The following is a 14,813-nucleotide window of genomic DNA, read 5'->3' as shown; positions in this document are numbered from 1 at the left end:
ACTCTCTAGGCGGCGTCGCCATGCGACAACGGTGCCAGCCCGGCAGGTAACTGGTTCAGCCCCTGTACCAGTGAATCTTTGCTGATGTCGCGAATCGATTTCGCGCTGGTCAGCGTCATCGCCACGCGCATCTCTTTCTCAATCAGATCCAGCAGATTCGCCACGCCCTGGCGACCATGCGTTGCCAGCGCATACAGATACGCGCGGCCCAGCAGGACGGAATCTGCGCCAAGCGCCAGCATGCGCACCACATCCAGCCCGTTACGGATGCCGCTGTCGGCCAGGATGGTGATATCGCCTTTCACCGCATCGGCAATCGCCGGAAGCGCGCGGGCGGAAGAGAGCACACCGTCGAGCTGGCGGCCGCCGTGGTTAGAAACCACAATGCCATCTGCGCCAAAACGTACCGCGTCGCGGGCATCTTCCGGGTCGAGGATCCCTTTGATCACCATCGGGCCATCCCAGAATTCACGGATCCACTCCAGGTCTTTCCACGAAATCGACGGATCAAAATTCTTCGCCAGCCAGCCAATGTAATCCTCCAGCCCGGTCGGCTTGCCGAGATAGGCGGAGATATTCCCCAGGTCATGCGGCCGCCCGTTAACGCCGACATCCCACGCCCACTGCGGATGCAGCACCGATTGCAGATAACGGCGCAGCGCCGCATTCGGGCCGCTCATACCGGAATGGGCATCGCGGTAGCGCGCGCCTGGGGTAGGCATATCCACGGTGAATACCAGCGTTGAGCAACCGGCGGCTTTCGCCCGCTCCAGCGCATTACGCATAAAGCCGCGATCGCGCAGCACATATAACTGGAACCACATCGGGCGCTTAATTGTCGGCGCAACCTCTTCAATCGGACAGACGGACACTGTCGAGAGCGTAAAAGGAATGCCTTTCGCATCCGCCGCGCCCGCCGCCTGCACTTCACCGCGCCGGGCGTACATGCCGCACAAGCCAACCGGGGCCAGCGCCACCGGCATCGATAACTTTTCATTAAACAACGTGGTTTCGAGGCTCAGTTCAGACATGTCTTTCAGCACCCGCTGGCGCAGCGCCACCTGGGACAGGTCTTCAACGTTGCGGCGCAGGGTGTATTCGGCATACGCGCCGCCATCGATATAGTGAAACAAGAACGGCGGCAAAATGCGTTTAGCCGCCGCGCGATAGTCGCTGGCTGCGGAAATAATCATGCTTTTTTCTCCCTGGAGTGAATGTGCTGCTCGTCGGGCAGGCGGGTGATGCGTGCCTGGCGGGCCTGATCTTCATCGAATTTGCGAATAGTGGTATGCACGAAGCTGAGATGCGCCATCATCGCCTGGCGCGCGCCATCGGCGTCTCCGGCAAGAATGGCGTTCATCACCGCCTGGTGCTGTTCGGTCAGTTGTGAAAACACTGGCGGAACGAGGTACATACGCTGGCGGCTCTGTTTTACCGAGGATTGCAGCAGGTCGAAGAACCCGCGCATGGTTTGCAATAACACCACGTTATGCGAAGCCTCGGCGATGGCGAGATGGAAACGCACATCGGCCTGCGAGGCGAGATCCGGGTCGTCGGATTGTGTGGCTTCAAAGCACAGCACAATTTTCTCTTTATCGGCCTCGGTGGCGCGCATCGCCGCGTGCCAGGCTGTGCTGGCTTCAATGGCGTGGCGCGCTTCAAGAATATCGAAACTGTAATCCGGGTCATCATGCAGCAGCGTTTTCAGCGGCTGGACGATGTTTTGCTCCGACCAGTCGTCATGCTGCCAGCGCACAAACGTACCGCCGCCGCGACGGCTGAGCAGCAGGCCTTCGCTGACCAGTTTTGATAACGCTTCACGCAACGAGTTGCGAGACACGCCAAGCTGTACGGCGAGCTGGCGCTCTGCGGGCAATTTCATGCCCGCTTCCAGCTGTTGTTCAGCAATCAGCGCCCGCACACGATCGGCAACCTCGTCTGTCAGGCGTCTGGGTAACACTTTCATGGGATCATCCAGGTCAGAACATAGGCCTGAAGTGTAGTAATCACCCCCACCATGCAGGTGAAAATCAGGCTGTGTTTAACAGTAAAACGGAACAGGTCGGACTCTTTGCCCACCAGCCCCACCGCCGCACAGGCAATGGCGATCGACTGCGGCGAAATCATCTTGCCGGTAACGCCGCCCGTAGTATTCGCCGCCACCATCAGCACATCCGACACACCAATTTGCTGCGCCGCCGTGGCTTGCAGCGCCGCGAAGAGCGCGTTGGATGAGGTATCTGAACCGGTCAGGAAGACGCCCAGCCAGCCGAGGAATGGCGAGAAGAAGGGGAAGGCACTGCCGGTGTGCGCCAGTGCCAATGCCAGCGTCGATGACAGCCCGGAGTAGTTAGAGATAAAGGCGAAGGCCAGCACCATACCAATCGAGTAAATCGGCAGCGCCAGATCGCGCAGCGTGCTGGTAAAGGTCGTGACGGCATCTTTCGGCTTCATGCGCAGCCAGATAATCGACAAAATAGCGGCAAACAGAATGGCGGTGCCGGTGGCGGAGAACCAGTCAAATTTATATACCGCAGCGTAAGGCGTGGCGGCGCTCACCACCGGCGGCATACGCGCGACCAGCTTGTCGAGGTGCGGTACAGAAAGGGTCAATACCCAGTCATACAGCGCACCACCAGGGGCGAACAGCGCCTTAAACGGCGGCACGCTCCACAGCGTCACGGTGGCGGTCAAAAACAGGAACGGTGACCAGGCGCGCAGGATCTGCCCGCCGCTGTATTGGGTGCGTTTCAAATCGAGATCCACCTGCGATGCGCCCATATCGCCGAAGCGGAAGATGCGCACCGGACGCCAGCGTTTGAGGAACAACGTCAGGCAGACCAGCGAAACCAGCGATGAGATGATGTCCGGCAGTTCCGGGCCGATAAAGTTGGAGCTCAGATACTGGGCGATAGCAAACGAGCCACCCGCGACAATCACCGCCGGCCAGGTCTCTTTAATGCCGCGCCAGCCGTCCATAATCGCCATGATCCAGAACAGCACGATAATGGTCAGGAACGGTAACTGGCGGCCAACCATCTGGCCGATTTCAAAGCTGTCCAGCCCGGTAACCTGTCCGGCAACCAGGATCGGAATACCCATTGCGCCAAAGGCGACCGGCGCGGTGTTGACGATCAGACACAAGCCTGCGGCATACAGCGGGTTAAAACCTAAGCCCACCAGCAACGCGGCGGTAATGGCGACCGGCGCGCCAAAGCCCGCAGCCCCTTCCAGAAACGCGCCGAAAGAAAAGCCGACAATCAGCATTTGCAGGCGCTGGTCGGGGGTAATCGACAAAATCGAAGACCGGATAATGTCGAACTGCCCGGTTTTGACCGAGATTTTGTAGACAAAAACGGCGGCGATAATGATCCACGCAATCGGCCATAGTCCGTAAAAGAAGCCATAAACCACCGAGGCCAGCGCGTGATCAAGCGGCATATGGTAAAACATCAGCGCCACGCCAAGGGCGATAACGACAGTCCAACTGGCGGCCACATAGCCTTTCAGTTTGAGCTTTATCAGCGCAAAAAAGAAAAACAGGATCGGTAGCGATGCAATTAAGCTGGAAAGCCAAAGGTTGCCAGCCGGGTCGTAATTCTGTTGCCAGAGATTCATGCAGGTCTCCTGAGAACCACAACAAAACCGGCGAGCGGCAAGTCTGCGCTTAGCTCTGCGTCACATGTTCTGTAAAAGTGGTCCTGCCAGTTGGGTTGTGTAGGGGTTGTGATAACGAATGGTTATCCAGATGTTGCTGGCAAGCAATATATCTGTGACGGGATTTGATGGATTTGTGAACCAGGGAGAGGAACAGCAGGAATTGGTAGGGCCAATTAAACAGCCCTGGCGCTAGCGTGTGGCCAGGGCTGTTAAAGAAAGGATCAGAACTCGCTGTTGGCGAAGCCGGTCATTGCATCGAGACCCATTTCGCGGCCCAGCGCAGTCATCGGGTGTACGACCACCAGACCACGGACGCTTTTTTTCAGCTTGCCGAGGTCGGCCTGCTCTTTTTTGCTGATGGCGCGGCGAAACGGCATTTTCATCAGTTTCTGCGCTTCTTTGCTCAGCTTTTGCGTGTACTGCTCACGCAGACGGGCGATTTCGCTTTCCAGCGTGGTTTTCTCTTTTTCCAGTTCCGCGTATTTTTCTGCTGCGTCAACTAAGGAGAGATCCGCCTGCTGGTGGCGAATCGCGTCGAGGCGGTCGCTCAGACGCTTGATTTCGTTTTTTTCGACTTCTTTCATGGGGCTCAATTCGTTGGGGAGTAAAACGATAAGGATACAGTATTTATGGCGCAGGTTATTTCTGGAATGCTTTTTTTAAGCTGATACGGGAAATAAGCTCGGTCAGAGAGAGCACCATGGTTGAACGCACGACTTGCTGGTAGCGCTGTTTTTGCATGGCTAAAAGCCTGGCGTCACTGGTATCAAACACCGGCGTTGGCGGCAGGGCGGCAACACAGTGCAGCTCACCAAATGGCCCGAGGATCTCATCATCGGTAAATGCGTACTCTGTGCCATCGTGATTGAGCTCTTCACGCAGCGCCATCAACAGCTCGGCGTCTTCGTATTCCGGGCGAGAAATGACACCCAGACCGTAAATCAACTTTAAACGCACGGACAAATTGCCCAGCGGTCCATCTCCGTCAAGCAGCGGCTCTACAGCGTATTTCACCGCGTAGTCATCTTTGCGAAATACCTGCAACACCAGAATATTGATAGCTTCGTTGAGTAGCTCAACGGCGGCGATCAAAAAGCTTCGCACGGTTTTGCCAGCATTCAGACGCTCGAGAACACGGTTTTCGAAAGCCTGCGTTTTTTCCATTATTGCCTGCATATCTGACAATTTCGTTAACTGGCGCGGGATCTCCCGCGCCATCGTCGGCATCATGCCATGGCGTTATAGGCGCTGACGGCTTCGTTAACGACCGGACTGTTAGCATCCAGGCCGGAAACCTGCGCCAGCGCGGCTTGCGGGCCTTTCTCTTCGATAAGCTGAGCCAGCTCCTGCGCCTGCGGATCCTGCTCGCTGCGGTAATGCATGGCAGCGGCAATGCCTTTCACCAGGTTGGCGTGCGGCAGGTTGTACTCCAGCGTGCCGAGCAGGGGTTTGATCAGGCGATCGCCCGCGCTCAGTTTACGCAGCGGTTGACGACCAACGCGCTCAACATCGTCTTTCAGATAGGGGTTTTCAAAACGGCCCAGGATTTTCTGAATGTACGCAGCATGCTTGTCGGCATCGAAGCCATAACGTTTGATCAGCACCGCGCCGCTCTCTTCCATTGCGCCTTTCACAACCGCACGGATATTGGCATCCAGAATTGCGTCGCGAATGGTTTGATGGCCGGTCTGTTTTCCAAGGTACGCGGTTATAGCATGCCCGGTATTCAGCGTGAAGAGCTTACGTTCAACAAATGCCATCAGGTTATCAGTTAATTCCATACCCGGAATGTTCGGCAGCGCGCCCTTGAACTGGGTTTTGTCGACAATCCACTCGCTGAAGGTTTCAACCGTTACTTCCAGCGGATCGTTAGTCGCGGATGCCGACGGCGGAACAATACGGTCAACGGCGGAATCTACGAAGCCAACGTGTTCTTCAACCCAGGCTTTGTCGGCGTCCGCCAGTGCGTTGATGACATGCCCTTTCAACTGCGTGGTGCCGCGCACCATATTTTCACAAGCGATAATGTTCAGCGGTGTGTTAATGCCCTGCGCTTTACGTTTTGCCAGACCTTTGGCGATAGCCGGGGCGATGCGTTCCAGCACCACCGGGCCGACCGCCGTGGTCACCAGATCAACGTGTGCAATCAGGTCGACAACTTCGTCGCCAATGCTGCTCACGGCGTTAACGCCGGAGACGGTATCGACCTGCTCTTTTTCACCAACCACATGCACCTGATAGCTATGACGGGCATTAAGGGCGTCGAGCACCACCTGGTTCACATCGGCGAACGTCAGTTCAATCCCCGCGTCGGCGAGCAACTTGCCGATAAAGCCACGTCCGATATTACCTGCGCCAAAATGTAATGCTTTCATAGTCTTAACCTTTATCAATGTTTTTACCCGAGAGGGCTGGGGTGAGGAACCGCAAATATTTCCCCTCACCCTAGCCCTCTCCCCGTGGGGAGAGGGAGGAAAACCGATTACTTGCCGAGCAGTGCCAGCACTTCTTCAACGCTGGTGGTGTGCGCCAGACGCTGAATCACGGTCTCGTCATCCAGCGCGTTAGTGAGGCTGGTGATGACCTGGATGTGCTCATTGTTACGTGCCGCGATGCCGATCACCAGACGGGCGATGTCATCTTCGTCTTCACCGAAGCGAACACCTTCCGGGTACTGGCAGAACACCACGCCAGTTTTCAGTACGCGATCTTTCGCTTCCACTGTGCCGTGCGGTACCGCGATGGACTCACCCAGATAGGTCGGGGTCAGTTTTTCGCGTTCCAGCATCGCATCAACATATTCCGGCTGAACGTAGCCGCCTTTCACCAGTTGCTCACCGGCAAAACGGATGGCTTCTTCTTTAGTGCTCGCCGTGCGGCCAAGGAAGATGTTATCCGCGCTCAACTTGAACAGGTTGCTGTCAGGCGCATCAAAGCTGTCCTGCAGGCTGCTGGTCACTTTGGCTTCGTTGTCCGTATGGCGCTGAGCAGCAACCAGACGTTCGGTCAGGCTGGTGTACAGGCCACTGTCGAGGAAGTTGGTCAGCGAAATATGCTGCGCCTGCGGCGCCTGGCGCATTGCGCGTTCGGTCAGATCGCGGTGCGTAATCACCAGGTCAACGTCAGACGGCAGGCTGTTAATCGCGCTGTTGGTGACAGAGATGTTGCTCAGACCCGCATCCTGCACTTTCTTACGCAGCACGCCCGCGCCCATGGCGCTGGAACCCATACCGGCGTCACATGCGACGATGATTTTACGTACGTGGCTCAGGTCGTTGGTCACGTCGCCAGCCGCCAGCGGGGTTGCGCCTTTAGACTGTGCTTTCATGTCCTGCATACGACGGGTTGCCGCTTCGATGTCTTCGTCTTCTTCTTTCACTTTGCTGGTTTTCAGCAGGATAGAAGAGATAACGAAAGAGACAATCAGGGCAGCAAAGATTGCCGTCAGGTTCGCGAAGTACGCGCCTTTTGGCGTCATCGCCAGCACCGCCAGGATGGAGCCCGGAGAAGCCGGAGATACCAGGCCGCCGTTCAGTACGCTCAGGGTGAACACGCCAGTCATACCACCGAGGATTACGGCAAGCAGCAGACGCGGGTTCATCAGCACATACGGGAAGTAAATTTCGTGGATACCCCCCAGGAAGTGGATGATAGCCGCGCCGCCAGCAGACTGTTTAGCGCTGCCGCGACCAAAGAACATATACGCCAGCAGTACGCCCATACCCGGACCCGGGTTCGCTTCGATCAGGAAGAAGATGGACTTGCCGAGTTCATGCGATTGCTGAATACCCAGCGGCGAGAAGATACCGTGGTTGATGGCGTTGTTGAGGAACAGGATTTTCGCCGGTTCAACAAAGATAGACGCCAGCGGCAGCATTTCGTGCGCCACCATGAAGTTGACGCCGGCCGCCAGAATTTTGGACAGCACTTCAACCGCAGGGCCAATGCCGAGGAACGCCAGAATGGCGAGGATCATACCGATGATGCCAGCGGAGAAGTTATTCACCAGCATTTCGAAACCGGATTTGATCTTACCGTCGACCCAGCTATCAAAGTGTTTAATCGCCCAGCCGCCCAGCGGACCTGCGATCATCGCGCCGAGGAACATCGGCATATCCGCACCAACGATAACGCCCATGGTGGTGATCGCGCCGACAACGCCGCCACGATCGCCGCCCACCAGACGACCACCGGTGTAACCGATGAGCAGCGGCAGCAGATAAGTAATCATTGGGCCAACGAGTTTCGCCAGCGTCTCGTTAGGCAACCACCCTGTAGGAATAAACAATGCGGTGATGATCCCCCACGCGATGAACGCGCCGATGTTCGGCATCACCATATTGCTGAGAAAACGACCAAAGCTTTGCACCTTGATCTTGATATCGGATGACATAAAACACCCCTTCTTATGTTTGCTATCGCACAGGCCGGAAGCCCGAGGTTTGTTGTTAACGTGGCGGCAGAGGTAGCCGGACCTGGGTTATCTGTGAGGCGAAATCTCGCACCGAATCACGTGACTGTCCAGATGGCGGGTTTTTATGTGACTCAGATCACACTAAAACGGGGGGTATGCCACCATTTAGTGTGATATTCATCACATAAAATCAGTGTAAAAAAAGAACAAAGCGCAAAATCTGGACGTTATGAGCCTGTAAGTGTGATGTTATTCACATTTTATGCTCGACGGTTTGTTATGTATTTGTGATATAGATCACAAGATATTTTCGTCAGGACTTTTCCGAATGTGATCGCCAGCAAACTGTGTTTTTGACGACCAGCAGAACCTGTAACTTCCTTTCACAGCCTGTGGGAATACGTACGTTAGCGGCAGAAGTTTTCATCGTGATGAAACATTCTGCGCCCGCTCGTTCATACTTAGGTTTTTGTTGGCGGAAACGGAGAAGGCAATGAAACTGATCGGCAGCTATACCAGCCCTTTTGTACGCAAAATATCGGTGATCCTGCTGGAAAAGGGCATCACCTTCGAATTTATCAATGAACAGCCTTATAACGCCGTTAATAGCGTGGCGCAGTACAACCCGCTTGGCAAAGTTCCGGCGCTGGTAACCGATGATGGCGAAGTGTGGTACGACTCGCCGATCATCGCGGAATACATTGATTTACTGAATATCGCTCCGGCCATGCTGCCCACCGATCGCAAAGCGGCATTGAAAATTCGCCAACTCGAAGCGCTGGCCGATGGCATTATGGATGCGGCGCTGGTCTCGGTTCGCGAGCTGGCGCGCCCGGTCGAACAGCAGTCGGAGACTGAACTGTTACGCCAGCGGGAAAAGGTTTCGCGCGGGCTGGATGCGCTGGAAAACTATCTTAAAGATGGCACGCTGGGCGTGGACGATCTGAATCTGGCGACAGTGGCAATTGCCTGCGCCATTAGTTATCTCAATTTCCGCCATGTTTCACCCGGCTGGTGTGTTGATCGTCCACTGCTGGTAAAGCTGGTGGAAAATCTGTTCCAGCGCGAGAGTTTCGCCCGCACCGAACCGCCGAAGGCTTGATAAGCATGATGTTCGCCTGAGCAAGTCACTGTACAATCCCCTCACGTCAAACCCCCTGACGGGAGGGGGCAACTCATAGCCAGGCCTTTTCATGACAACTCTTTACAGCCAGATCCCTTCGACCGATCGCCTGTTACGTGACGAGGCGTTCGCCACTTTATTAGCCACTTTCGGCCACAGTCGCGTGGCGCAAACGCTGCGTCAGCTTCAGGACGAGGCGCGCGCGCAGATCCGTGAAGCACAAACGTTACCTGCCTGGTGCTCCGACTGGGCAGCGGCGGCGCAACAGCGGCTGGAACAGCGCGACAGCAGCGCGCTGCGCCCGGTGTTTAACCTGAGCGGTACGGTGCTGCACACGAATTTAGGCCGCGCGGTACAAGCGCAGGCCGCTATTGATGCCGTCGCGCAGGTAATGGGCTCGCCGGTGACGCTCGAATATGATCTCGACGGCGCGGGGCGTGGTCATCGCGATCGCGCCCTGGCCGATCTTCTCTGTCAGCTTACCGGCGCGGAAGATGCCTGCATCGTTAATAACAATGCCGCAGCGGTGTTACTGATGCTGGCAGCCACTGCGGCTGGCCGCGAAGTGGTGGTGTCACGCGGCGAACTGGTGGAAATTGGTGGCGCGTTTCGCATTCCGGACGTGATGCGCCAGGCGGGCTGTGTGCTGCACGAAGTCGGCACCACCAACCGCACGCATGCGAAAGATTATCGCCAGGCGATTAACGACAGCACCGCGCTGCTGATGAAAGTCCACACCAGTAATTATCATATCGAAGGCTTTACCAAAGCGGTGGATGAAGCGGAGCTGGTGGCGCTGGGCGAAGAGCATGCGCTACCGGTGATTGTCGATCTCGGCAGTGGTTCGCTGGTCGATTTAAGCCGCTACGGTTTGCCGCAGGAACCGATGCCGCAAACGCTGATTGCCGCTGGTGTCAGCCTGGTGAGTTTCTCCGGCGATAAGCTGCTCGGCGGTCCGCAGGCGGGCATTATCGTGGGCAAAAAAGCGTTGATTGAGCAGTTGCAGCAACATCCGTTAAAACGCGCGCTGCGGGCGGATAAAATGACGCTGGCGGCGCTGGAGGCGACGTTACGCCTCTATCTGCACCCGGAAAAACTCGCTGAGAGCCTGCCGACACTGCGTTACTTAACCCGCCCGGAGGCGGAAATTCGCGAGCAGGCGCAGCGCTTATGCACGGCGTTGACGGCGCGTTATCACGAATTTGATCTGCGCGTGGAAGCCTGCCTGTCACAAATTGGCAGCGGTTCGCTGCCGGTTGACAGGTTGCCGGGCGCGGCGCTGACGTTTACTCCGCGCGATGGCAGTGGCCGTCGTGTGGAGGCGCTGGCCGCGCAGTGGCGGGCGCTGCCGCAGCCGGTGATTGGCCGTATTTACGATGGTCGCCTGTGGCTGGACTGTCGCTGTGTTGATGATGAATCCCGCTTGCTGGAGATGTTGCTGAAATGATTATTGCCACTGCCGGGCACGTCGACCACGGCAAAACCACCCTGATTGAAGCGATTACGGGCGTGAATGCCGATCGCCTGCCGGAAGAGAAAAAACGTGGCATGACCATCGATCTCGGTTATGCCTACTGGCCGCAGCCGGATGGTCGCGTGCCGGGTTTTATTGATGTGCCAGGACATGAAAAATTCCTCTCTAATATGCTGGCGGGCGTTGGCGGCATTGACCATGCCCTGCTGGTGGTGGCGTGTGACGATGGCGTGATGGCGCAGACGCGTGAGCATCTGGCGATTTTACAACTGACCGGCAACCCGGCGCTGACGGTGGCGCTAACGAAGGCCGATCGCGTGGATGAGGCGCGCATTGCCGACGTGCGCGCGGAAGTACAAAACACGCTCCAGGCCTTTGGTTACCCGCAGGCGACGCTGTTTGTCACCGCCGCCACGGAACAGCGCGGCATTGCTGAGCTGCGTGAACATCTGTTGCAGTTGCCAGAACGCGCCCACCCTGAGCATCAGCGTTTCCGCCTGGCGCTCGATCGTGCTTTCACGGTGAAAGGTGCGGGGTTGGTGGTAACGGGAACGGCACTTTCCGGCGATGTCCGCGTAGGCGATACGCTGTGGCTGACCGGGGCGAATACACCGATGCGCGTGCGCGGGTTACATGCGCAGAATCAACCAGTTGAACACGCTCATGCCGGGCAACGCATCGCGCTGAATATTGCCGGTGATGCGGAAAAAGAGGCGCTCAGCCGCGGTGACTGGCTGTTGTCGCAGCAACCCGACGAACCGACCGAGCGGCTGATTGTCGCCCTGCAAACTCATGTTCCACTGACGCAATGGCAGCCATTGCATATTCACCATGCCGCCAGCCATGTTACCGGGCGCGTGTCGCTGCTGGAAAATGGCCTTGCCGAACTGGTGCTCGATACGCCGCTGTGGCTGGCGGACAACGATCTGCTGGTGCTGCGCGATATCTCCGCGCGCACGACGCTTGCGGGGGCGCGCGTGGTGACGCTGAACTCGCCGCGTCGCGGTAAACGCAAGGCAGATTATCTGGCGTGGATTGGTGAACTGGCGCAGACCAAAGACGACGCCCAGGCGCTGGCCGTGCATTTATCGCGCGGGGCGGTGGATCTGCGCGCGTTTGGCTGGGCGCGCCAGTTAAGCAGCAGCGGGCTGGCGGCGTTACTCGATAACCCCGGTTTTATCCGGGCGGGTGATAACCTGCTTAATGCGCCGGTGGCGGCGCGCTGGCAGCGTAAGTTGCTGGACACGCTGGCGACTTACCATGAACAGCACCGCGAAGAGCCGGGTCCAGGGCGCGAACGCCTGCGACGTATGGCGCTGCCGATGGAAGATGAAGCACTGGTATTAACGCTGATTGAACTGATGCGGGAGAGCGGCGATATCCACAGCCACCACGGCTGGCTGCACTTGCCGGAGCATAAAGCGGGTTTCAGCGACGAGCAGGCCCAGCTTTGGCAAAAAGTCTCACCGCTGTTTGGCGACGAACCCTGGTGGGTGCGGGATTTAGCCCGCGAAATCGGTGTCGATGAGCAGGTGATGCGCGGCGTATTACGACAGGCGGCACAGCAGGGGCTGATTACGGCGATCGTCAAAGATCGTTATTACCGCAACGATCGCATTGTGACTTTTGCCAGCATGATCCGCGATCTTGATGAAGCGCGCGGCTCGACCAGCGCGGCGGATTTTCGCGATACATTGAATGTGGGGCGCAAACTGGCGATTCAGATCCTGGAATATTTCGACCGCATTGGTTTTACCCGCCGCCGTGGCAATGACCACATCCTGCGCGACAAGGCGTTATTCCTCAAAGAGTGATCAACTCTCAGGCTGGCGATTTTTCGCCAGCCGCATCCCCCTCGCAAAAGCGCCTCACCGACAGGACGCGCCGATTATCACCTTCAATCATTCCCCCCGATCCCCACGGAAAATCTGACGTTAAGCGCAACTAAGCCGGTATCGGGGGCGAATTTTCTGGAACGTGATAAGCAGGTGCCAAGCACCCTGGCGAACGTTTTCTGCGTACATTTAGCAACATTTTGAGCGCGTGATACAGATTGCCGGAAATGTTCAGGCAAATGACAAAACTGGCGGCTTTCCCGCTTGCGATCAAAGCATTGCGGCGGTTTTTTCTGGCACCCTTGTCGTTTTCGTGCCCGGTGGAGTGGGGAATGAACCGTTTTATTATCGCTGATGCGGCCAAATGCATTGGTTGTCGCACCTGCGAAGTGGCGTGTGTGGTGTCGCATGAAGATAATCAGGACTGCTCGGGTGTGAAGCCCGCGACCTTTTCTGCACGCATCCGCGTGGTGAAAACAGGCGATTTCTCCACTGCTGTCACCTGCCATCATTGTGAAGACGCACCCTGCGCCAATGTCTGCCCGGTCGGTGCGATCGGTCGGGCCAATGGGGCGGTGCTGGTTGAGCAATCGCGCTGTATCGGCTGCAAAAGCTGCATGATTGCCTGCCCGTTTGGTGCCATACAGGTGATGCGCGTTGAGAACCGGGCGCAGGCGCTGAAGTGCGATCTGTGCCAGCATCGCGAAAACGGCCCGGCCTGTGTCGAAGCCTGCCCGACCAACGCGCTGCGTTGCATAAACCCGGCACAACTTCGCGAGAACCGGCTACAAAGCCAGCGGCGCTAGCCAGCAAATCGGTGTGAATGGCGCAAAGCAGTGGAAAACCCGCCAACCGTAAAGAAAAGCTGCTGCCGGTTCTGCGCGCGTTAAATCCGCAGGCGTCAGGCAAAGCAAACTCGATACTGATGCGCCCGTTTTCGTTAGTGATAAAAAAAGCCCTCGACAGAGGGCTTAATTCAGCATGTTTGCTTTAGTTTTCCTGCCAGGCTTTTTCAATCTCTTCGGCGAGGATTTTCACGCCCGCTTCGATAAGCTCCGGCTCCGGCACATAGTTCATGCGCATGCACTGATGCGTGTGCGGCCAGGGTTTATCCAGCCCCGGGAAGAAGTAGTCGCCAGGTACCATCAGCACGCCGCGTTTTTTCAGCCGTTGATACAGCAGCTCGGTGCTGATCGGCAGGTCTTTAAACCACAGCCAGAGGAAAATCGCCCCTTCCGGTTTGTGAATAAGGCAGCGCTCTTCCGGTAAATAGCGACGCAGCGTGGCGATCGTTTCCTGTACCCGCTGGTAATAAAACGGTTTGATCACCTCTTCAGAAAGGCGCAGCAAATCTTTGCGCTTAATCATTTCGCACATCATCGCCGGGCCAATGCCGCCTGGCGCGAGGCTGATAATGCCGTTCATATTGCGAATGGCGGAGATGATTTTTTCGCTGGCGATGATGATGCCGCAGCGGCTGCCCGGCAGACCCAGCTTCGACAGGCTCATGCACAGAATAATGTTCGGATTCCACAACGGGCGCGCTTCGCTAAAGATAATGCCCGGGAAAGGGACGCCGTAAGCGTTATCAATCACCAGCGGAATGTTGTGCTGATTCGCCAGCACATCCAGCTTCATCAGCTCTTCGTCAGTGATCACGTTGCCGGTCGGGTTGGTCGGGCGTGAGACGCAGATCATGCCGGTCTCTTCGCCAATATGCAGGTGTTCAAAATCGACATGGTACTTAAACTGCCCGTCCGGCAGCAGTTCAATATTGGGGCGCGCGGAGACAAACAGATCTTCTTCCAGCCCGGAATCGGCATAACCGATGTACTCCGGTGCCAGCGGGAAAAGCACTTTTCTGGTGCTTCCATCGGCGCGACGGCCAGCAAACAGGTTGAACAAGTAGAAAAACGCGCTCTGGCTGCCGTTTGTTAGTGCAATATTCTGTGGCTCAATATCCCAACCTAACTCTTCACGCAGCATACTTGCCAGCGCCGTCAGTAGCACCGTTTTACCCTGCGGGCCGTCATAATTGCACAGCGCATCAGTCGCTTTGCCGTTTTCCACCATGTCTGCAAGCAGGTTGTGGAAGTAATCGGTCATCGCCGGGATTTGTGCCGGGTTACCGCCGCCGAGCATGATAGCGCCAGGGGTGCGTAAACCGTCGTTGAGATCCTCCATCAGGCGCGTAATGCCTGCATGGCGGGTAAATTTGTCGCCGAAAAGTGAAAATGTCATCGCTACTGCTCTGTCGGGCTGCGGATCAAAGTGGCTAACCATAGCGCTCCGGACGGCGAGGTGCAA

At 56.8% G+C, this 14,813-nt stretch carries 12 protein-coding genes; 4 read left to right on the top strand and 8 right to left on the bottom strand.

What is annotated here, in order from left to right:
• Nucleotides 1-5: 5 nt before the first annotated feature.
• The 7 genes from lldD to H650_RS13360 all read right to left on the bottom strand — a co-directional run bounded on the left by lldD (nt 6) and on the right by H650_RS13360 (nt 8,053).
• Nucleotides 6-1,193, bottom strand: coding sequence for an FMN-dependent L-lactate dehydrogenase LldD (gene lldD, locus H650_RS13390; protein WP_020455731.1), 1,188 nt, complete (start codon nt 1,191-1,193; stop codon nt 6-8).
• The gene (lldR, locus tag H650_RS13385) at nt 1,190-1,966 is read right to left on the bottom strand and encodes a transcriptional regulator LldR (protein WP_020455730.1); all 777 of its coding nucleotides are present in this window, start codon (nt 1,964-1,966) and stop codon (nt 1,190-1,192) included. Before lldR ends, lldD begins: the two co-directional genes overlap by 4 nt.
• The gene (gene lldP, locus H650_RS13380) at nt 1,963-3,618 is read right to left on the bottom strand and encodes an L-lactate permease (RefSeq protein ID WP_020455729.1); all 1,656 of its coding nucleotides are present in this window, start codon (nt 3,616-3,618) and stop codon (nt 1,963-1,965) included. Before lldP ends, lldR begins: the two co-directional genes overlap by 4 nt.
• Before the next feature lie 263 nt (nt 3,619-3,881).
• Nucleotides 3,882-4,244 (bottom strand): YibL family ribosome-associated protein, encoded by a 363-nt coding sequence (locus H650_RS13375; RefSeq protein ID WP_020455728.1) that lies wholly within the window; start codon nt 4,242-4,244, stop codon nt 3,882-3,884.
• A gap of 55 nt (nt 4,245-4,299) precedes the next feature.
• Nucleotides 4,300-4,887 carry a mannitol operon repressor MtlR gene (gene mtlR, locus H650_RS13370; RefSeq protein WP_044489524.1) on the bottom strand — a complete coding sequence of 196 codons (588 nt, stop codon included), beginning with the start codon at nt 4,885-4,887 and terminating at the stop codon, nt 4,300-4,302.
• Complete coding sequence (gene mtlD, locus H650_RS13365) at nt 4,887-6,035, bottom strand: mannitol-1-phosphate 5-dehydrogenase (protein WP_020455726.1); 1,149 nt, start codon at nt 6,033-6,035, stop codon at nt 4,887-4,889. The genes mtlR and mtlD overlap by 1 nt, the downstream gene beginning before the upstream one ends.
• Nucleotides 6,036-6,142: 107 nt before the next feature.
• A complete protein-coding gene (locus tag H650_RS13360; RefSeq protein ID WP_020455725.1) occupies nt 6,143-8,053 on the bottom strand; it encodes a PTS mannitol transporter subunit IICBA in 1,911 nt (636 codons plus the stop codon).
• A gap of 514 nt (nt 8,054-8,567) precedes the next feature.
• Here H650_RS13360 and H650_RS13355 point away from each other — a divergent pair.
• From H650_RS13355 to H650_RS13340, 4 genes are all read left to right on the top strand, one after another.
• Complete coding sequence (locus H650_RS13355; RefSeq protein WP_020455724.1) at nt 8,568-9,176, top strand: glutathione S-transferase; 609 nt, start codon at nt 8,568-8,570, stop codon at nt 9,174-9,176.
• Nucleotides 9,177-9,267: 91 nt separating this feature from the next.
• Nucleotides 9,268-10,644, top strand: coding sequence for an L-seryl-tRNA(Sec) selenium transferase (selA, locus tag H650_RS13350; RefSeq protein ID WP_020455723.1), 1,377 nt, complete (start codon nt 9,268-9,270; stop codon nt 10,642-10,644).
• A complete protein-coding gene (gene selB / locus H650_RS13345; protein ID WP_020455722.1) occupies nt 10,641-12,485 on the top strand; it encodes a selenocysteine-specific translation elongation factor in 1,845 nt (614 codons plus the stop codon). The genes selA and selB overlap by 4 nt, the downstream gene beginning before the upstream one ends.
• 353 nt (nt 12,486-12,838) lie before the next feature.
• Nucleotides 12,839-13,312 (top strand): 4Fe-4S dicluster domain-containing protein, encoded by a 474-nt coding sequence (locus tag H650_RS13340; protein ID WP_044489755.1) that lies wholly within the window; start codon nt 12,839-12,841, stop codon nt 13,310-13,312.
• Between the two features lie 184 nt (nt 13,313-13,496).
• Here the strand turns inward: H650_RS13340 and avtA are convergent, their stop codons facing one another.
• Nucleotides 13,497-14,747 carry a valine--pyruvate transaminase gene (gene avtA, locus H650_RS13335; protein WP_353609975.1) on the bottom strand — a complete coding sequence of 417 codons (1,251 nt, stop codon included), beginning with the start codon at nt 14,745-14,747 and terminating at the stop codon, nt 13,497-13,499.
• Between the last annotated feature and the right edge of the window lie 66 nt (nt 14,748-14,813).

This window comes from Enterobacter sp. R4-368 (genome assembly GCF_000410515.1).
GTDB lineage: Bacteria > Pseudomonadota > Gammaproteobacteria > Enterobacterales > Enterobacteriaceae > Kosakonia.
This window is presented reverse-complemented; position numbering and strand designations above follow the sequence as displayed.